Origin of the sequence: Pseudomonas sp. SB113, assembly GCF_040754745.1 — a bacterium.
GTDB classification, from domain to species: Bacteria; Pseudomonadota; Gammaproteobacteria; order Pseudomonadales; family Pseudomonadaceae; genus Aquipseudomonas; species Aquipseudomonas grimontii.
The window spans coordinates 1-20,187 of record NZ_JBFMHW010000014.1; the positions used below are offsets into that span (position 1 = coordinate 1).

The window sequence follows — 20,187 nt, forward strand, 5'->3', positions numbered from 1 at the left end:
GTTTTTGACGGCCCTATCGGGAGCAAGCTCCCTCCCACATTTTGAATGTGTGCACAAATCAAATGTGGGAGGGAGCTTGCTCCCGATAGGGCCGTCAAAAACACTGCAAAACCCCAGCGCAAAAAAAAGCGGAGCCCGAGGGCTCCGCTTTTTCAAACCAGCCGGATCAGGCCAGTTTTTTGTGGCGTACACGGTGCGGCTGGGCAGCAGCTTCGCCCAAGCGCTTTTTACGGTCCGCTTCGTACTCGGTGTAGTTGCCTTCGAAAAAGACTGCTTGCGAGTCGTCTTCGTACGCCAGGATGTGGGTCGCGACGCGGTCAAGGAACCACCGATCGTGAGAGATCACAATGGCGGCGCCCGGGAAGTCCAGCAGGGCTTCTTCCAGGGAACGCAGGGTTTCAACGTCGAGGTCGTTGGATGGTTCGTCGAGCAGCAGGACGTTGCCGCCCTCTTTCAGGGTCAGGGCCAGGTGCAAGCGACCGCGCTCACCACCGGACAGGTCCTTGACGAACTTCTGCTGGTCGCCGCCCTTGAAGTTGAAACGACCGACGTAGGTGCGCGACGGGATTTCATAGTTGCCGATGCGGATCTGGTCGGAACCGTCGGAGATTTGCTGGAATACCGTCTTGCTGCCATCCAGGTCTTCGCGGCTCTGGTCCACACAGGCCAGTTGCACGGTTTCGCCGACTTCGATGGTGCCCGAATCCGGGGTTTCCTTGCCCATCAGCATGCGGAACAAGGTGGATTTACCCGCACCGTTACCGCCGATAACGCCGACGATCGCGCCTTTTGGCATGGAGAACGACAGATTGTCGATCAGCACGCGGTCGCCATAGCCTTTGGAAACGTTCTTGAACTCGATGACCTTGTCACCCAGGCGCGGACCGGCCGGGATGTAGATCTCGTTGGTTTCGCTGCGCTTCTGGAATTCCTGCGACTGCATTTCTTCAAAGCGTTGCAGACGTGCCTTGGATTTGGACTGGCGGGCCTTGGCGCCTTTGCGCACCCACTCCAGTTCTTCCTTCATGGCTTTTTCATGGGCCGATTGCTGCTTGGATTCGGCGGCCAGACGGTCGGACTTGGCTTCCAGCCAACCGGAGTAGTTGCCCTCGTAAGGGATGCCGGCGCCACGGTCGAGCTCGAGGATCCAGCCGGCAACGTTGTCCAGGAAGTACCGGTCGTGCGTGATCGCAACCACGGTGCCCGGGAAATCGTGCAGGAAGTGCTCCAGCCAGGCGACGGAGTCGGCGTCCAAGTGGTTGGTCGGTTCGTCGAGCAGCAGCATGTCGGGAGCCGACAGCAGCAGGCGGCACAGGGCCACGCGACGTTTTTCACCACCGGACAGGAACTCGACCTTGGCGTCCCATGCCGGCAGGCGCAGCGCATCGGCGGCGACTTCCAGCTGGCGCTCCAGGTTGTGACCGTCGCCGGCCTGCAGGATCGCTTCGAGCTTGGCTTGTTCAGCGGCCAGCTTGTCGAAGTCGGCGTCCGGTTCGGCGTAGGCGGCGTAGACCTCGTCCAGGCGGGCCTGGGCGTCCTTGATCACGCTGACGGCCTCTTCGACCACTTCGCGCACGGTCTTGGTCGGGTCCAGGATCGGCTCCTGCGGCAGGTAACCGATGTTCAGTTCCGGCATCGGGCGGGCTTCGCCTTCGAACTCGGTGTCGACGCCGGCCATGATTTTCAGCAGCGTGGACTTACCTGAACCGTTGAGGCCGAGCACGCCGATCTTGGCGCCAGGGAAGAAGGACAGCGAAATGTTTTTCAGGATTTCCCGCTTCGGAGGGACAACTTTTCCCAGCCGATGCATGGTGAAGACGTATTGAGCCATGGTGAACCTAGCGTCAGTGACTGATGAATTAAGCGGGCGAAGCCCGTGCCAGGCCATGCGCCGCGCGGGCCGTTGACTATCATCAATGCCAGCGAGCGGAAAAAGCCTGAATATCTGGGGCTGGAACGCCCCCGCGTAACCGGCAAAGCTACCTCAATGCGCTTGGTCAGTCCAGCCAAGCAGGGCTGGCACTTTGCCACAAGTCAAGGCATGCTAGCCGCCCTTCGGGCGTCCGGCTTATAGTGCACGTCGCGCGCCAGTCCAGCCAAACCGCAGGATCACAGCTTGTCCAAAGTCACGCCGCCAACTCCCTTGCGCGCCGCTCATGTAGCGCCGGGAACGCCCCTGCACGGCACCCTTAAAGGCGCATTGGCGACGCTTGTCCTCATGCTGCTCGCATTATTGTTCTGGCAACTGCTGGACCAGCTGCAGCAAAACCAGAAAAACCAACAGCAATACACCATCGACTACAGCGCCGACCTGGCTGAACAGATCAGCCTGAACATGGCCCTGAGCGCAAAAATTGCCCTGAACCTGCTACCGATGGTCGAGCCGCCGCGCGACATCGAACAGCAACAAGCCTTGACGCGCACGCTACAGCGTTCCCTGCCGGAACTGCGCAGCATCGCCCTGCTCGCGCCGAGCGGCGCGATGATCAGCGACAGCGCCAATGACAGCCAGGACAGCGCCTTTCTGGAAGAGTTGGTGCAGCGCAGCCACGGCCAACCCTACTACTTGAGCAATAACAACGATGGCACCCTCATCTATCTGCTGCTGCACCAGCCCAGCGGCGGCTCAAGGATGTACTGGGCGCTGCGCCTGGCACCCGCCTACCTGGTCAACCTGACGCGCCAGGACAGCCAGGGCCAGCGCCCCATGTGGGCCATCGAGAACCGCGTGAACCACCGTGTGGTCAGCCGTGACGGCGGCATGCCGGCGCAATGGACCGGTGCCCTGACCCCGGATGACCTGAATAAAAGCGTGCTGGTCACGCCCCTGAGCAAAAGCGACTGGCAGTTGCGCGGGATGTTCGACCGCGCAGCCGTGCTGGAACAACTGCTGCCGGCATTTATCGGTAAATGCCTGCTGGGCCTGGCCTTCTCGTTGATCCCCGTGATCGTGCTGCTGAATATGCGTCGCCGCCAGCGCCAGGTACATGAAGGCCGGCGGCGGTATCAGGATATTTTCGAAGGCACCGGCGTCGCCCTGTGCGTACTTGACCTGTCGGGCCTGAATGCATTCTTTGGCAAGGCGCACTTGCAGACCCGCGAGCAACTGCACGCCTGGCTGCAAAACACCCCCGAAGAGTGCCGACAGCTGCTCACCGAACTGCGCATCACCGAGATCAACCAGGTGGCGGTGCGCCTGCTGAGAGTGGGTTCGTGCGAGGAGGCTTGGGAACGACTGATCGATGATTGCCCGCGCAACACCACGTCCATCGGTCATCAGATACTCGAAGCGGTGCTGACCGAACAAAATCAGCTTGAGTTGGAAATCCAGCTCAAGGATGCAGCCGGCAACGAGCAATACCTGTGGCTGGTGATGCGCCTGCCGGAGCAGCAGGACGACTTCAAGGCGGTGATCCTCAGCATCAGCGACATCACCAGCCGCAAGCTGATCGAACTGTCACTGGTGGAGCGTGAAAGCTTCTGGTCGGACGTGGTCCGTACCGTACCCGACCACCTGTATGTGCAGGACGTGATCAGCCAGCGCATGATCTTCAGCAACCACCATCTGGGCCACACCCTCGGCTATACCAAGGCCGAACTGCAGCAAATGGGCGAGTATTTCTGGGAAATCCTGCTGCACCCCGAAGACGCCGAGCATTACCACGATTTGCGCCAACAGCAACGCCAGGTCGGCTACACGACGCAGCTGCACTGCCAGTTGCGCTTTCGCCATCGCAATAACCAATGGCGGCGCTTTGATATTCGCGAGCAGGCCCTGGCGCGGGACAAGACGGCGCAAGTCACACGCATCATCGGTGTGGCCAAGGACATCACCGACCAGATCGAAGCCAGCGAGTCCCTGCGCGACAGCGAACAGCGCTACCGCATGCTGGCCGAAAGCATCAGCGACGTGATCTGCTCCACCGACAGCCAACTGGCCCTGAACTACGTCAGCCCGTCGGTCAACGCCGTGCTGGGTTACGACGTGGACTGGGTGTTCAAGAATGGCTGGCAGTCGATCATCGCCAACCCGCAGCAACTGACCGGCATCTATAGCCTGGTGGAACAGGTCAGCCGCGCACTGGGCGATCCCGAGGCGCTGAATAAACTGCGCGATCAAGTGCAGACCCAATTGTTCCTGTTCGACTGCCTGCGCGCCGATGGCCGCAAGGTGCCGATCGAGCTGCGCCTGGTGCTGGTGTGGGATGAGCACGGCGCCTTCGAGGGCATCCTCGGCGTGGGCCGCGACATCAGCCAGCAACGCCGTGCCGAAAAAGACCTGCGCATGGCCGCCACCGTATTCGAGCACTCCACGTCGGCGATCCTGATCACCGACCCCGCCGGCTATATCGTGCAGGCCAACGAGGCGTTCAGCCGGGTCAGCGGTTATGCGGTGAGCGATGTACTCGACCAGTTGCCGAACATGCTCACCGTCGACGAACAGCAGGAAGCCCACCTGCGCTACGTGCTCAAGCAACTGCACCAGCACAGCACCTGGGAAGGCGAAGTGTGGCTCAAGCGCCGTAATGGCGAGCATTATCCGGCCTGGGTCGGCATTACGGCGGTGTTCGACGATGAAGGCGACCTGGCCAGTTATGTGTGCTTCTTCAGCGATATCAGCGAACGCAAGGCCAGCGAACAGCGCATCCACCGCCTGGCCTATTACGACGCCCTGACCCACCTGCCCAACCGCACCTTGTTCCAGGACCGCCTGCACACCGCGTTGCAGTCGGCCGAGCGGCAGAAGTCGTGGGTGGTGCTGATGTTCCTCGACCTCGACCGCTTCAAGCCGATCAACGACTCCCTGGGCCACGCCGCCGGCGACCGCATGCTCAAGGAAATGGCCACCCGCCTGCTGGGCTGCGTGGCCGAAGACGACACCGTGGCGCGCATGGGCGGCGACGAGTTCACCTTGCTGCTGCAACCGCGGGTCAGCCGCGAAATGGCGCTGAACCGCGCGATCCATGTGGCCGAGCAGATTTTGGCCAGCCTGGTGAAACCGTTTGTGCTGGAGGGTCGCGAGTTCTTTGTGACCGCCAGTATCGGCATTGCCCTCAGCCCGCAGGACGGCAACGAGCTGAGCCAGCTGATGAAGAACGCCGACACCGCGATGTATCACGCCAAGGAACGTGGCAAGAACAACTTCCAGTTCTACCAGGCCGACATGAACGCCAGCGCCCTGGAACGCCTGGAACTGGAAAGCGACCTGCGCCATGCGCTGGACCAGGACGAATTCGTGCTCTATTACCAGCCGCAATTCAGCGGCGACGGCAAACGCCTGACCGGCGCCGAAGCGCTGCTGCGCTGGCGCCATCCACGCCGTGGGCTGGTGCCGCCGGGAGACTTCATTCCGGTGCTCGAAGAGTTGGGCCTGGTAGTGGACGTGGGTGACTGGGTGATCAGCGAAGCCTGTCGCCAGCTCAAGACCTGGCACCAGAACAAGGTGCGGGTGCCGAAAGTCTCGGTGAACATCTCCGCGCGGCAGTTCTCCGACGGCCAACTGGGCACGCGCATCGCCACCATCCTCAAGGACACCGGCCTGCCACCGGCGTGCCTGGAGCTGGAGCTGACCGAAAGTATCCTGATGCGCGAAGTCAACGAAGCCATGCACATCCTCGACAGCCTGAAAAACCTGGGCCTGAGCATCGCGGTGGACGACTTTGGTACCGGCTATTCGTCACTCAACTACCTCAAGCAATTCCCCATCGACGTGCTGAAAATCGACCGCACCTTCGTCGATGGCTTGCCATCCGGCGAACAGGATGCGCAAATCGCCCGCGCCATTATCGCCATGGCCCACAGCCTGAACCTGGCGGTGATCGCCGAAGGCGTGGAAACCCATGAGCAACTGGACTTCCTGCGCGAACACGGTTGCGACGAGGTGCAGGGTTATCTGTTCGGGCGGCCGATGCCGGCACATCGGTTCGAGGCGCAGTTCAGCAATGATGCGCTGTTCATGTTCGATTGAAATGTTGTGGTGGGGCTTATGGCCTCATCGGGGGCAAGCCCCCTCCCACATTTGAATGTATTCACAAGTCAAAAGGTGGGAGGGGGCTTGCCACCGATGAGGCCGGCACAGTCACCACCCATCCCGAGATGAGCCCCACTTGTCCGCGACATGATGTCCTTTCATATGCCATCTAAAACCCATTGGGTTAGAATGCCCTCCTTTTCTGCCCCCGATCCTTGAGGACCGCCATGTTCAGCCGTGATTTGACTATTGCCAAGTACGACGCCGATCTCTTCGCCGCCATGGAGCAAGAAGCCGTGCGCCAGGAAGAGCACATTGAGCTGATCGCTTCGGAAAACTACACCAGCCCTGCGGTGATGGAGGCTCAAGGTTCGGTTCTGACCAACAAGTACGCCGAAGGCTACCCAGGCAAACGCTACTACGGCGGCTGCGAATACGTCGACGTGGTTGAGCAACTGGCCATCGACCGTGCAAAAGAACTGTTCGGCGCCGATTACGCCAACGTCCAGCCCCACGCCGGCTCCCAAGCCAACAGCGCCGTCTACCTGGCCCTGCTGCAAGGCGGCGACACCATCCTGGGCATGAGCCTGGCCCACGGCGGTCACCTGACCCACGGCGCCAGCGTTTCCTCCTCCGGCAAGCTGTACAACGCCGTTCAATACGGCATCGATGCCAACGGCCTGATCGACTACGACGAAGTCGAGCGCCTGGCGGTCGAGCACAAGCCAAAAATGATCGTGGCCGGTTTCTCTGCCTACTCGCAGATCCTGGACTTCCCGCGCTTCCGTGCGATCGCCGACAAGGTTGGCGCCTACCTGTTCGTCGACATGGCTCACGTGGCTGGTCTGGTCGCCGCTGGCGTCTACCCGAACCCGGTGCCGTTCGCTGACGTGGTCACCACCACCACCCACAAGACCCTGCGCGGTCCACGTGGCGGCCTGATCCTGGCTCGCGCCAACGCCGAGATCGAGAAGAAGCTGAACTCCGCCGTATTCCCAGGCGCCCAGGGTGGCCCACTGGAACACGTGATCGCCGCCAAGGCGATCTGCTTCAAGGAAGCACTGCAGCCTGAGTTCAAGACCTACCAGCAACAAGTGGTGAAAAACGCCCAGACCATGGCCAGCGTGTTCATCGAACGCGGTTTTGACGTGGTGTCCGGCGGTACTGAAAACCACCTGTTCCTGCTGTCGCTGATCAAGCAGGACATTTCCGGTAAAGATGCTGACGCTGCCCTGGGCAAAGCCTTCATCACCGTGAACAAAAACTCCGTGCCGAACGACCCACGTTCGCCGTTCGTCACCTCCGGCCTGCGCTTCGGCACCCCGGCTGTGACCACTCGTGGCTTTAAAGAAGCAGAGTGCAAGGAGCTGGCTGGCTGGATCTGCGACATCCTGGCGGACCTGAACAACGAAGCCGTGATCGACGCGGTACGTGAGAAGGTCAAGGCCATCTGCAAAAAACTGCCGGTATACGGCGCTTGATTGCAGTTGTTTGACTAAGAAGCCCGGCCCTTGAGCCGGGCTTTTTTATGCCTGTTGTTGGTAAACCTTGGCAAAGCCTTCGCGGATTTTGTCTTCCGGCAACTCATCGGCAATAAACACGATCACACTTTCCCGCACCTCACCCTCGGCCCACTCGGTATCCCAGTCGAAACCATAGAGTTTGAGCACGCCCTGGAACACCATGCGGCGGTCTTCGCCGGCGATGTTGAGCACGCCCTTGTAGCGCAGCAGCTGCTTGCCATGGTCTTCCAGCAGTTCGTTCATGAACTCACTGAGACGGTCGATATCCAGCGGCTGGTCGGTGCGCAGCACCAGACTGGATATACGGTCGATGGACGGCGCCTTGCTCACCGGGCGCAGGCTCATGCCGGCGTTGAGGTTGAAACCACGCACATCGAGCAGTTCGGCCAAGTCAATCTTGCCGTGCTCGACCACGCGAATCGGCGCGCGGCGGTTGATGCGTGTGAGGCGTTCACTGAGCGCCTCGAAGGTGGCGTCGTCCACCAGGTCACGCTTGCTCACCAGCAGCCGGTCGGCGAAACCGATCTGCGCCTGGGCGATGGTTTGGGTCAGGTGGTGCTCGGCGTGGGCCGCATCCACCAGGGTGATGATGCCGTCGAGGATGTAGCGCTCGCGCAGTTCCTCATCGATGAAAAAGGTTTGGGCCACCGGCGCCGGATCGGCCAGGCCGGTGCACTCGATCACCAGGCGGTCGAAGGCGATCTCGCCGCTGTCCAGGCGTTCGAGCAGCAGATAGAGGGCCTTGGTCAGGTCGGTGTGAATGGTGCAGCACACGCAACCGTTGGACAGGGTCATGACTTGCACTGGCTCGGTGCCCAACAACTGGGTGTCGATACCGGCATCGCTGAATTCGTTTTCGATCACGGCGATTTTCAAGCCGTGTTCGGCCTTGAGCAGATGGCGCAACAAGGTGGTCTTGCCGGCGCCGAGAAAGCCGCTGAGGACGGTGACGGGAATGGGAGAGGACAAAAACAGTTCTCCTTATTAACTGAAGGAACACAAAACAAATGTGGGAGGGGGCTTGCCCCCGATAGCAGTGTGTCAGGCACTTATGTGTCACTGAGACACCGCTATCGGGGGCAAGCCCCCTCCCACAGTAGATCACCGCCAGCCCGAACTACCGGGTCAACAGCACTTGGGCCCACCCTTGCCGCCGTAACGGGCCTCCTGGCGTTCACGGAAGAACGCCTTGTAGTCCATCATCGGCTTGTCCGGGTGCTTGGTTTGCATATGCTCGACGTACGTGTCGTAGTCGGGCATGCCGACCATCAGGCGTGCGGCCTGACCGAGGTATTTACCGAGGCGACTGATGTCATTGAACATGTTTGCAATCCTCGGTTATGCGTCCGGTACGGCCTGGAACGGGGCTTCTTTATCCGTACGCTCTTTGTTGCCCCAGGCGGCGACACCGACCTTGAGCGCATAGAACAGGATGCTGAACACCACGAACAGGAACAGCGCCGTCAGCGTTGCGTTGGTGTAGGCGTTCCAGATCACGTGCTGCATCTGGTCGATGCTCTTGGCCGGGGCCAGAATCTGGCCGTTAGCCAGGGCATCGCTGTATTTCTTCGCCAGCGACAGGAAGCCGATCGCCGGGTTGGCGTCGAACAGCTTGATGAAGCCTGCGGTGGTGGTGCAGATCAGCAGCCATACCGCCGGCACCATGGTCACCCAGATGTAGCGTTGGCGTTTCATTTTGATCAGCACAACGGTGGCGAGCATCAGCGCGATACCGGCCAGCATCTGGTTGGAGATACCGAACAGCGGCCACAAGGTGTTGATGCCGCCCAGCGGGTCGATCACGCCCTGGTACAGCAGGTAACCCCACATGGCCACGCAACCGGCGGTCGCGATCAGGTTGGCGGTCCAGGATTCGGTGCGCTTGAGCGCCGGTACGAAGGAACCCAACAAGTCCTGCAGCATGAAGCGACCGGCACGGGTACCGGCGTCAACCGCCGTCAGGATGAACAGCGCCTCGAACAGGATCGCAAAGTGATACCAGAACGCCATGGTGTTTTCACCCGGCAACACACTGTGCAGGATCTGCGCGATACCCACCGCCAACGTCGGCGCACCACCGGCACGCGCCAGGATGGTGGTTTCACCGATGTCATGGGCCACGGCCGACAACGCCTCAGGGGTAATTGCAAACCCCCAGCTGCTGACGGTTTGCGCCACGGTGACCACGTCGGTGCCGACAATCGCCGCCGGGCTGTTCATGGCGAAGTACACGCCTGGCTCGATCACCGAAGCGGCAACCATCGCCATGATCGCCACGAAGGACTCCATCAGCATGCCGCCGTAACCGATGTAACGGGCGTGGCCTTCACTGGCCAGCAGCTTGGGCGTGGTGCCCGAGGAAATCAGCGCGTGGAAGCCCGAGACCGCGCCACAGGCAATGGTGATGAACAGGAACGGGAACAGACCGCCCTTCCATACCGGGCCGGTACCATCGATGAACTGGGTCAGCGCCGGCATTTTCAGGTCGGGCATGGTGACCAGGATGCCAATCGCCAGGGCGATGATGGTGCCGATTTTCAAGAAGGTAGAGAGGTAGTCACGTGGCGCGAGGATCAGCCACACCGGCAGTACCGCTGCCACGAAGCCGTAGCCGATCAGCATCCAGGTGATCTGGATCCCGGTGAACGTGAAGGCCTTGGCCCAGACCGGATCAGCGGCAATCTGCCCGCCCAGCCAGATCGAACCGAGCAGCAACAGCACGCCGATGATCGAGATTTCACCAATGCGGCCCGGGCGGATGTAGCGCATGTAAATGCCCATGAACATCGCGATCGGGATGGTCGCCATCACCGTGAAGATGCCCCATGGGCTCTCGGCCAAGGCCTTGACCACGATCAGCGCCAGCACCGCGAGGATGATGATCATGATCAGGAAGCAGCCGAACAGCGCGATGGTCCCCGGGATACGGCCCATCTCTTCGCGGACCATGTCCCCCAGGGAACGGCCGTTGCGACGAGTAGACAGGAACAGGACCATGAAGTCCTGCACCGCACCAGCCAGCACCACGCCGGCAATCAGCCAGAGCGTGCCGGGCAGGTAGCCCATTTGCGCCGCCAGTACCGGGCCGACCAAGGGGCCTGCACCGGCAATCGCCGCAAAGTGGTGACCGAAAAGGATGTGTTTGTTGGTCGGCACATAGTCCAGACCGTCATTGTTGACCACTGCGGGGGTGGCCCGCCGTGGATCGAGTTGCATCACGTTGTTAGCGATGAACAGGCTGTAGTAGCGATAAGCGACCAGATAAATGGCCACGGCAGCGACCACGATCCACAAGGCGTTGATCGCCTCGCCTCGGCGCAAGGCCACTACGCCCAGGGCGCACGCTCCTACGATTGCCAGCACCAGCCAGGGTAAGTGGCGTAGCAGGCTATTATTATTTTTCATTTTTATATTCCAGCCAGGGTGGACAGAAAGGACAGCCATCCGGAGTTTAGCGCTACTGGCCTTAAAGGCCACCCCCCTACGTTGGTCTAGAGCCTTGCAACGGCAAAAAAAGCAGAAAAAACCGCCCAATGATGGCGCACGGCTACAATCCTTTTATCCACAGAGGGTTTCACCATGACCGAGCAAGCGTCTGATCGCCGCCGTTTTCGTCGAATTGCCTTTGATGCCAAGACCGAACTTCGGCAAGGCGATAAGGAATGGCCGGTGCAATTGGTGGATTTGTCGCTCAAGGGCCTGTTGGCGCAACGGCCTGAAGATTGGAAGGGGAATAAAGCGCTGCCGTTCGCCGTCGACATACGCCTGGATCCCAAGGCTCATATAAAGATGCAAGTTCGGCTGACCCACGAAGCCGATGGCCAACTGGGGTTTGTGTGCACAGACATCGACCTGGACTCGATCAGCCACTTAAAGCGGCTTATCGAGCTGAACCTTGGAGATGAAGAAGAACTGCACCGGGAGTTGTCGGCGCTGCTGGAGATCTAACAACCCACATTGGTTTTGCGGCGTTGGTGATTACTCGAACAAGGCATCCAACGCCTGTTCCAGGCGGGTGACCCCAATCACCTGCAATCCTGGCGGCATTTCCTTCGGCGCATTGCCCTTGGGCACGATCGCGCGCTTGAAGCCGTGCTTGGCCGCTTCCTTCAAGCGTTCCTGACCGCTGGGCACCGGGCGCACTTCGCCGGACAGGCCCACCTCACCGAACACCAGCAGGTCGTGGGGCAATGGCCGGTTACGCAGGCTGGACATCACCGCCGCCATCAACGCCAGGTCGGACGCGGTTTCCAGCACCTTGACCCCACCTACCACGTTGAGGAACACGTCCTGGTCATGGGTCGGGATCCCCCCATGGCGGTGCAACACCGCCAACAGCATCGCCAGGCGGTTTTGATCCAGGCCCAGAGTGACGCGACGAGGGTTGGCCAAATGGCTGTCATCCACCAGCGCCTGGACTTCCACCAGCATCGGCCGGGTACCTTCCCACGTCGCCATGACCACGCTGCCTGGGACTTCTTCCTGGGCACGGGTGAGGAAAATAGCCGAGGGGTTGGAAACTTCTTTCAGCCCCCGGTCAGTCATGGCGAACACACCCAGTTCGTTCACCGCGCCGAAACGGTTCTTCACCGCCCGCAGCAAACGCAAACGACCATCGGACTCGCCTTCGAAATACAGCACGGTGTCGACCATATGCTCCAACACCCGTGGCCCGGCCAGCGCGCCTTCCTTGGTGACGTGGCCGACCAGGAAGATCGCCGTGCCGCTCTGCTTGGCGTAGCGCACCAGCAACGCCGCACTCTCGCGCACCTGGGAAACACCACCGGGCGCCGATTGCAGTTGCTCGGTGAAAATCGTCTGGATCGAGTCGATCACCATGACCTTGGGTTTTTCGATCCGGGCCGTGGCGATGATGCTTTCGATGCAGGTTTCGGTCATCACCCGCAACTGGTCCTGGGGCAAACCGAGGCGGCGGGCGCGCATAGCCACCTGTTGCTGGGATTCTTCGCCGGTGACATACAGCGCCGGCATACGGCTGGCGATGCTGCACAGGGTTTGCAGCAGAATCGTCGATTTGCCAATGCCGGGGTCGCCGCCAATCAACACCACCGAGCCGTCCACCAGGCCGCCACCCAGGACCCGATCCAGCTCACCGGAAGCCGTCGAGAAACGCGGGATCTCTTCGACGCTGACCTCAGCCAGGGTCTTGATCTGCGCCTGTTGCCCGGTCCAGCCGGCGCGGCCAGTGGGGGCCGAGGCACCGCCACTTTCAATCATGGTTTCAGTCAGGGTATTCCACGCACCACACTCGGTGCATTGGCCGGCCCACTTGGGAAAGGTCGCGCCGCACTCCGTGCAGCCGTACATGCGCTTGGCCTTTGCCATTTGAGAACCTCCAACCGAAAAACCGCGATGATAGCTCAGCGCGACGCCGGGGTCCGGATTTCACCGCTGGCCAACCGTGAAGCACTGTTGCCGACCGGGTCTTCGGCGTTGAGATCGGCGCCCTTGGCCTTGAGTTCGTCGAGCAACTCAATGCGCTTGAACAGGCCGGCGTACATGGCCGCCGTCTGACCGGCGCCGTTACGTTGGTCGGGGTTGCAGTCGGTGGACAGCAGGCGCTGGGCAATTTTCAGTTCACCCTTGAAGATCGCGCCCATCAACGCGGTGTTGCCGCGGTTGTCCTGCACGCAAGCATCGGCCCCGGCAGCGAGCAAGCGCTCCACGTAGGCGCTTTCGCCATGGTAGGCGGCGAGGATGAGCGCGGTGTAGCCCTTGTCGTCCTGGGTATTGAGGGGGAATCCGGAGTCGATAAAGGTGTTGAGCATGTCGACGTCGCCACGGCGGGCGGCGTCGAAGTAATAATCCTGGAGCTGCGCCTTGAGCGCGACCGGGTCGGGCGACTCGGCATGCGCGACAAAGGCCAGCATGGCCATCAGTAGGCCGATAGAAATACGCATGGGTGCTCTCCTGCCAGAGGTCGACGCCCGCGTCGGGCGTCGACCGAAACCAACGTCAGTCAGTGAGTTTTTCAGCCAGCGCCTTCACGCGCGCCAGGTCACCCTTGGCGACCTTGGCCACGCCGGTGCCGTATTCCGGATCAGCCTTGTAGAGGAACGACAGGATGATGTGCTTGCTCTCGTCATCGGTAGTGGCCAGGGAGCCGCCGAAGTTGTCGATCAAGTCCTGACGCTCTTTCTTGCTGTAGGAGCGATACAGATCACCGGCCTGCTTGAAGTTCTGCTCACGCTGGATCTTCGCCTGCTGGGTGCTGCCCGACAGTGCCGCCTGGCTGTAGCGCGCGGTTTGCGGCTCTTCACGGTTTTCCAGGCGGCTTGGCTGGTAGTTCACGCCGCTGGTGGTCTTGCCGAAGTTCAGCGCGCCGTCCTGGTTACCGTTGTTGACGGTGACCCGTGGGGCGTTGATCGGCAATTGCAGGGCATTGGCGCCCAGGCGATACATCTGCGTGTCGGCATACGAGAACACCCGGCCTTGCAGCAGGCGGTCTTCCGACGGTTCGATACCCGGTACCAGGTTGGCGGGGGCCATGGCCACTTGCTCGGTTTCCTGGAAGACATTCGCCGGGTTGCGGTTCAGCACCATCTGCCCGACTTTGCGCTCGGGTACATTCGGCCAGATCTTGGTGGCATCCAGCGGGTCGAAATCAAACTTGGCCAAGTCTTCCGGTTTGAGTACCTGCACATACAGGTCCCACTTGGGGAAGTCGCCCTTGTTGATATGGGTGACCAGGTCGTTGGTCATATGGCTGTAGTCACGCCCCTGCACTTCGGTAACTTGCTTGGGGTCGAGGTTCTTGATGCCTTGCAGGCTCTTCCAGTGGAACTTGACGTAGTGCACCTCGCCCTTGGCGTTGATCAACTTGTAGGCATGTACGCCATTGCCATCCATTTCCCGATAGCTGGCGGGGGTACCGGAGTCGGAATACAACTCGGTGAGTGTGCGAGTGGCCTCGGGAACATGGGAAAAGAAGTCGAAGCGACGGGAGTCATCGTCCAGGTTGGTGCGCGGGTCCGGCTTGAAGGCGTGGACCATGTCGGGGAACTTGATGGCATCGCGGATAAAGAACGTCGGGAAGTTATTGCCCACCAAGTCCCAATTGCCGTCAGCGGTGTAGAACTTGGTGGCGAAACCGCGCGGGTCACGCAAGGTTTCCGGGGAGTGGTTGCCGTGCACCACGGCGGAGAAACGCACGAACACCGGGGTGGCTTCGCCTGCCGCAAAGACCTTGGCCTTGGTCAGGTCGCTGAGGTTGTCGGTGACGGTAAACGTGCCGTGGGCGCCGGTGCCACGGGCATGCACCACGCGCTCAGGGATGCGTTCGCGGTCGAAACGCTGCAGCTTCTGGATCAGTTGCACGTCTTGCAGCAGTACCGGGCCATTGGCGCCCGCGGTTTGTGAGTTCTGGTTGTCGCCAACGGCGGCGCCGTTATCGCGGGTCAGGTTGGCGGCTTGCACAGAGAGGGAAAGCAGGCTGGCGGTCGCCAGTACCAGCACATGACGCGCCAATACCGGGCCGCGATTGGTTGGAGTCTTCATCAAGGTTTCCTCTGGTTTTTTTAGTGCACATTCAGTTGTGCTTGCCAGAGGCTAGTGACCCGCGAGTCAGAAGATAAATAGAAAAACCCCACCAGGGCGATTAAGAAATTAATGTGGCAAGCCACTGAAATGGCGAGTATTTCGCGCGCGATTGGTGGCACTTTGCAAACTATTTGCGTTTTAATGTGTCGATTAAAACTAACAGTGTTAAGAGTTGTGTCGGGCAAGCCCGCTACGACTGACTTACACTGAGCGGCACCCTTCTCATGTGTAACAAGGAATAACCTATGGGCGTGATCAGTGAGTTCAAGGCCTTCGCGGTCAAAGGTAATGTGGTCGACATGGCCGTCGGTATCATCATCGGCGCAGCCTTCGGCAAAATTGTTTCCTCGTTTGTAGGCGACGTGGTGATGCCGCCCATTGGTCTGTTGATCGGTGGCGTGGACTTTGGTGACCTGGCGATAACGCTCAAGGCGGCACAAGGCGATGTACCCGCCGTCGTCCTGGCGTACGGCAAGTTCATCCAGAGCGTGATCGACTTTGTGATCGTCGCATTTGCGATCTTCATGGGCGTCAAGGCCATCAACCGCCTCAAGCGCGAGGAAGCCGTGGCACCGAGCCTGCCACCGACGCCAAGCAAGGAAGAAGTGCTGCTGGGTGAGATTCGCGACCTGCTCAAGGCACAGAACGACAAGCCGCTTTAACCCCTACCGGCTTGGAAAAAAGGCGCCTGCTTGAGGCGCCTTTTTTATTACCAGTAGTTTTCCACCGCCACCTGCCCCGGCCGGCGGCTCAGGCTCAATTGCATATCGCGCTGCTTGAGCAACTGGCGAGTGTCATCCACCATCTGCGGGTTGCCGCAAATCAGCACGCGCGAATGTTCCGGGGTCAACTCGACGCCGGCAGCACGCTCCAATTCACCGTTTTCGATCAACGTGGTAATGCGCCCATTCAATGCACCCGGATGTTGCTCGCGGGTGACGGTAGGAATGTAAGTGAGCTTGTGCGCGTACTCAGCCAGGTACTCCCGCTCACCCAGCTCCTTGATCAGCGACTGATAGGCCAACTCTTTGCCTTCGCGCGCGCTGTACACAAGGATGATGCGCTCGAATTTCTCCCAGACTTCGAAGTCCTGCAGCATCGACAGAAATGGCGCTACCCCGGTGCCGGTGCCCAGCATCCACAAATCGCGGCCATCGACGAAACGGTTCAGGGTCAGGAACCCCGTGGCCTGGCGTTCCACCATCAAGGTATCACCTACCCGCAGGCGACTCAGTTCACTGGTGAATTCCCCGCCAGGGACGACAATCGAGAAGAAATCCAAGTGCTCATCAAACGGTGAGGACACCACTGAGTAGGCACGCCACACCGTGCTGCCATCCGCCTTGGTCACCCCCAGACGCACGAACTGACCGGCGGTAAAACGGAACCCCGGGTCACGGGTGGTTCGCAGCGTAAACAGGCTGGGGGTCAGCGATTGCACATCGAGCAGGGTCTGGCGGGTAAATTTCTCAGCACTGGCCGTCATGGGGGACTCCGTTCTACAGGTGCCCTAGTGTCCCTCAAAGTCGCGCCCGGAAACACCGCTGGTTTGTAGTGGTTTCGTAGGCAGCGAATAATAGCAATTTAATGCCACTCCTAACTAATTCGCTATTAGCCACTTTACCAATGGTTACTCACACACTCTAAGTTGACCCGTCCTCAGTGCTTTAACCCACTAATAAATCCCAAAAAAACCAACTAACCCTTTGCGCGCTCAACTCGCAGCGGTGTAAAGAATCTATAAAATATCGTCGGCAAATAGCGAAAATCTCAGCTCTCCATGTAGCTCGTGTCCTACACTGATTTCCGTGCAGTGGGAGTTCAGGACGTATCCCATATCAAGCGGAAACCCATGGAGAGTTACCGATGGTTAACTGGCGCAACACAAGACTTCCCAAGCGGGAAGGCGAGAGTGAGGCCTCTAGTCTTTTCGACATGGCCGTCAACCACACCTACGCACTCGGCTTCCAATACTGTTCCTTTACGATGAGTTCCCAACTCCCCAACAATCAAACGAAACCAATCCGCATCAATAACTATCCAGACGAATGGAACACCTTGTATAACCAGGCGCACTTCTTTGAAGTTGATCCTGTGGTCAAACATTGCAAGCGTTGCGTATTGCCACTTGTCTGGGAAGAAAAAACCTTTAAAGACGCACCAAACTTATGGTCTTTAGCCCAGTCATTTGGCGTGCATCTGGGCTGGACCCAAGCAGTGCATGATTTCCAGGGTGTGTTCAGCATGCTGACCCTGGGTCGTAGCAAGGGCCAAGTCAGCCCGCAGGAGCTGTACGAAAAGGCCGGCCAGGTACTGTGGTTATGCCATGCGTTACATGCAGCCGTGGCGCAGACGTATGCCGATAAGACTGGCGCCAGCCCCGCCAGCAAATTGAGCCCGCGGGAAACCGAAATCCTCAAGTGGTCTGCCATGGGCAAGACTGCGGCGGACATCGCCGCGATCCTGTGCTTGTCTGAACGTACGGTGGGCTTTCATATCTGTAGTTGCTTCAAAAAGCTGGGGGTCAACAACAAGATCGCCGCCGTGCTCTGCGCTTCGAAAGCGGGATTGTTTTAGCCACCGTTGAAACACCGCATGTAATCCCTCTGGAAAAAAAGTAACATTTACGGCCAATTCTGAGTGTTGAGCAGCCCCCAAGGGGTGCCGCACGCTGTTCACTCAGACGGTTCCGCAGCCGACTGCCGAACACCCATCGATGACCCAGAGCCTCCCCCGCCATGCCCCTGCTCGACAGCCCCTTCGCCCAGCTCGATCTGATCCGCCAGCCAGAGCAACATAACGATCCGCTGCAAGCCTTCGACGCCGCCGACGAGTACCTGCTCAGCTATCTGGCCGAACAACAACCGACCGCTGCGACGCGCGTGCTGGTGCTCAATGACAGCTTCGGCGCCCTGGCTGCCAGCCTGGAAGGCCGGGTGCAGGTAACCTCCAGCGGTGACTCGTTCCTGGCCGCCATGGGCCTGGATAAAAACCTGGTGCGCAATGGCAAAGCCTTTGATGCCGTGCCGTTCATCCCCGCCAGCGAAGTGCCCAGCGGGCCGTTCGACCGGGTGCTGATCCGCGTGCCCAAGACCCTCGCATTGCTGGAAGAACAACTGATCCGCCTGCAAGGCCAACTGGCGCCGGGCGCCGAGGTGATCGCAGGGGCGATGATCAAGCACTTGCCCCGGGCGGCCGGTGAGTTGCTGGAGCGCTATATCGGGCCGATGCACGCCTCCCTGGCCGTCAAGAAAGCCCGGCTGCTGATCGCCACGCTGGCCGACCGACCCGTCGCCGTGTCGCCCTACCCAACGCGCTACGCCCTGGACGCGCCGGCGATTGAACTGCTGAACCATGCCAACGTGTTCTGCCGTGAAGGCCTGGACATTGGCACCCGCGCCTTCCTGCCGCACCTGCCAAAAAACCTCGGCAGTGCCCGTGTGGCGGACCTGGGTTGCGGCAATGGTGTACTGGCGATTGCCAGCGCCCTGCAAAACCCTGAGGCGCACTACACCCTGGTGGACGAGTCCTACATGGCTGTGCAATCGGCGCTGGAGAACTGGCAAGCCGCCCTCGGCGATAGGGATGTGACAGTACGCGCCGGCGACGGCCTCGCAGGCCAGGAGCCGGATTCCCTCGACGTGGTGCTGTGCAACCCGCCGTTCCACCAGCAGCAGGTGGTCGGCGACTTCCTTGCCTGGCGTATGTTCCAGCAGGCCCGGGAAGCACTGGTGGTCGGCGGCGCCCTGTATATCGTCGGCAACCGTCACCTGGGTTATCACAGCAAGTTGGCGCGTTTGTTCCGGGGCGTCGAGCAGGTGGCCGCCACACCGAAGTTTGTGATTCTCAAAGCGCGCAAATAAAAAAGCCCTGCCCTTCCAAAAGAAGCACAGGGCTTGCCCTCAAGTTAACAGGCAGCGGGCCGCGAAGCCCGGATCGGGATGTCAGTGGGTGGTCAGGCCGGCCGCATTCATGAACATGCGCATCAGGCTGGCCACGATGAACAGGGCCAGCACACTGCCGGTCCAGATCATCGCCAGCCACCCCAGGCGCCGCCACAACGGCTGTTTCTCGGCCTGTTCGATCTCGTGCAACGTAGGTTTGCCGGACATGCAACGACCCTCCTAGTGATAACCGTCTTCGTGGGTGACCTTGCCGCGGAACACGTAATAGCTCCAGAAGGTGTAGCCCAGGATGAACGGGATGATGAACAAGGTGCCCACCAGCATGAAGCCTTGGCTCTGCGGCGGCGCAGCGGCATCCCAGATCGACACCGATGGCGGGATGATGTTCGGCCACAGGCTGATCCCCAGGCCGCTGTAGCCGAGGAAGATCAACACCAGCGTCAGCAGGAACGGCGTGTAGTGGGCGTTACGCGCCACGGCGCGGATCAACCCGTACATGGTCACCAGCACCAGGATCGGCACCGGCAGGAACCAGAACAGGTTCGGCAGGGTGAACCAGCGCGAGGCAATTTCCGGGTGCGACAGCGGGGTCCAGATGCTCACGATACCAATCACCGCCAGCACCACGAAGGCCAACGGCCGCGCCAGGTTGTGCATCTTCTCCTGCAACGGGCCTTCGGTTTTCATGATCAGCCAGGTGCAGCCGAGCAACGCATAGGCCACGATCAGCGCAACACCGCAGAACATCGTGAACGGTGTGAGCCAGTCCAGCGAGCCGCCGGCAAACTGGCGATTGACCACCGGGATCCCGTCGATAAACGCGCCCAGCGCTACACCCTGGAAGAACGTGGCCGCCAGCGAACCGCCGATAAACGCCTTGTCCCACAGGTGACGCTTGTGGTCCTTGGCCTTGAAGCGGAACTCGAACGCCACACCGCGAAAGATCAGCCCGATCAGCATCAGGATCAGCGGCAGGTACAGCGCCGACAACACCACCGAATAGGCCAGCGGAAACGCGCCGAACAACGCCGCGCCGCCGAGTACCAGCCAGGTTTCGTTACCGTCCCAGACCGGGGCCACGGTGTTCATCATCACGTCACGGTCGGTCTTGCCCGGAATAAACGGGAAGAGGATGCCGATGCCGAGGTCGAAGCCGTCCATGACCACGTACATCATGATGCCGAAGATGATGATCACGGCCCAGATCAGCGGAAGATCAATACCCATC

The 20,187-nt window shown here is 60.2% G+C and carries 16 protein-coding genes; 6 read left to right on the plus strand and 10 right to left on the minus strand.

Features of this window, described 5'->3' with window-relative positions:
• Positions 1-166 precede the first annotated feature (166 nt).
• Positions 167-1,831 (minus strand): energy-dependent translational throttle protein EttA, encoded by a 1,665-nt coding sequence (gene ettA / locus AB1462_RS18660; RefSeq protein WP_090399649.1) that lies wholly within the window; start codon positions 1,829-1,831, stop codon positions 167-169.
• 285 nt (positions 1,832-2,116) lie between these two features.
• Here ettA and AB1462_RS18665 point away from each other — a divergent pair, with 285 nt between their 5' ends.
• Entirely contained in the window at positions 2,117-5,968 is a 3,852-nt protein-coding gene (locus AB1462_RS18665; protein ID WP_276544562.1) for a bifunctional diguanylate cyclase/phosphodiesterase, read from the plus strand.
• Between the two features lie 230 nt (positions 5,969-6,198).
• The gene (glyA, locus tag AB1462_RS18670; RefSeq protein WP_053137906.1) at positions 6,199-7,452 is read left to right on the plus strand and encodes a serine hydroxymethyltransferase; all 1,254 of its coding nucleotides are present in this window, start codon (positions 6,199-6,201) and stop codon (positions 7,450-7,452) included.
• Positions 7,453-7,497: 45 nt separating this feature from the next.
• Here glyA and yjiA read toward each other — a convergent pair whose 3' ends face one another.
• The 3 genes from yjiA to AB1462_RS18685 form a co-directional block, all read right to left on the minus strand.
• Entirely contained in the window at positions 7,498-8,463 is a 966-nt protein-coding gene (gene yjiA / locus AB1462_RS18675; RefSeq protein WP_090399644.1) for a GTPase, read from the minus strand.
• A gap of 156 nt (positions 8,464-8,619) precedes the next feature.
• Positions 8,620-8,817: a YbdD/YjiX family protein gene (locus tag AB1462_RS18680; RefSeq protein ID WP_003176208.1), complete on the minus strand. Its 198-nt coding sequence runs from the start codon at positions 8,815-8,817 to the stop codon at positions 8,620-8,622.
• 15 nt (positions 8,818-8,832) lie between these two features.
• Positions 8,833-10,899, minus strand: coding sequence for a carbon starvation CstA family protein (locus AB1462_RS18685; RefSeq protein WP_259194196.1), 2,067 nt, complete (start codon positions 10,897-10,899; stop codon positions 8,833-8,835).
• A 174-nt stretch (positions 10,900-11,073) separates the two neighbouring features.
• Between AB1462_RS18685 and AB1462_RS18690 the strand changes: the two genes are divergently transcribed.
• On the plus strand, positions 11,074-11,442 hold the full coding sequence (locus AB1462_RS18690) for a PilZ domain-containing protein (RefSeq protein ID WP_090399640.1): 369 nt from the start codon (positions 11,074-11,076) through the stop codon (positions 11,440-11,442).
• 30 nt (positions 11,443-11,472) lie between these two features.
• Here AB1462_RS18690 and radA read toward each other — a convergent pair whose 3' ends face one another.
• Genes radA through katB form a run of 3 tightly spaced genes read right to left on the minus strand, consistent with a single transcriptional unit; the run spans position 11,473 to position 15,012 of the window.
• Complete coding sequence (gene radA, locus AB1462_RS18695) at positions 11,473-12,840, minus strand: DNA repair protein RadA (RefSeq protein WP_024077502.1); 1,368 nt, start codon at positions 12,838-12,840, stop codon at positions 11,473-11,475.
• A 35-nt stretch (positions 12,841-12,875) separates the two neighbouring features.
• A complete protein-coding gene (locus AB1462_RS18700) occupies positions 12,876-13,415 on the minus strand; it encodes an ankyrin repeat domain-containing protein (protein WP_090399638.1) in 540 nt (179 codons plus the stop codon).
• 55 nt (positions 13,416-13,470) lie between these two features.
• The gene (gene katB / locus AB1462_RS18705) at positions 13,471-15,012 is read right to left on the minus strand and encodes a catalase KatB (protein WP_090399636.1); all 1,542 of its coding nucleotides are present in this window, start codon (positions 15,010-15,012) and stop codon (positions 13,471-13,473) included.
• Between the two features lie 287 nt (positions 15,013-15,299).
• Between katB and mscL the strand changes: the two genes are divergently transcribed.
• Complete coding sequence (gene mscL, locus AB1462_RS18710) at positions 15,300-15,716, plus strand: large-conductance mechanosensitive channel protein MscL (protein ID WP_053137928.1); 417 nt, start codon at positions 15,300-15,302, stop codon at positions 15,714-15,716.
• A gap of 47 nt (positions 15,717-15,763) precedes the next feature.
• On the opposite strand, the gene AB1462_RS18715 is transcribed toward mscL, so the two are convergent.
• Complete coding sequence (locus AB1462_RS18715) at positions 15,764-16,540, minus strand: ferredoxin--NADP reductase (RefSeq protein WP_090399634.1); 777 nt, start codon at positions 16,538-16,540, stop codon at positions 15,764-15,766.
• A 380-nt stretch (positions 16,541-16,920) separates the two neighbouring features.
• On the opposite strand from AB1462_RS18715, the gene AB1462_RS18720 reads away from it, so the two are divergent.
• Both AB1462_RS18720 and AB1462_RS18725 read left to right on the plus strand, forming a co-directional pair.
• Positions 16,921-17,631 carry an autoinducer binding domain-containing protein gene (locus tag AB1462_RS18720; RefSeq protein WP_367247601.1) on the plus strand — a complete coding sequence of 237 codons (711 nt, stop codon included), beginning with the start codon at positions 16,921-16,923 and terminating at the stop codon, positions 17,629-17,631.
• A gap of 161 nt (positions 17,632-17,792) precedes the next feature.
• On the plus strand, positions 17,793-18,917 hold the full coding sequence (locus tag AB1462_RS18725) for a methyltransferase (RefSeq protein WP_259194194.1): 1,125 nt from the start codon (positions 17,793-17,795) through the stop codon (positions 18,915-18,917).
• Positions 18,918-18,998: 81 nt separating this feature from the next.
• Here the strand turns inward: AB1462_RS18725 and AB1462_RS18730 are convergent, their stop codons facing one another.
• Together AB1462_RS18730 and cydB are read right to left on the minus strand one after the other, a co-directional pair.
• Positions 18,999-19,166: a DUF2474 domain-containing protein gene (locus AB1462_RS18730; protein ID WP_099584739.1), complete on the minus strand. Its 168-nt coding sequence runs from the start codon at positions 19,164-19,166 to the stop codon at positions 18,999-19,001.
• Positions 19,167-19,178: 12 nt separating this feature from the next.
• Positions 19,179-20,186 carry a cytochrome d ubiquinol oxidase subunit II gene (cydB, locus tag AB1462_RS18735; protein WP_131700155.1) on the minus strand — a complete coding sequence of 336 codons (1,008 nt, stop codon included), beginning with the start codon at positions 20,184-20,186 and terminating at the stop codon, positions 19,179-19,181.
• Position 20,187 lies beyond the last annotated feature (1 nt).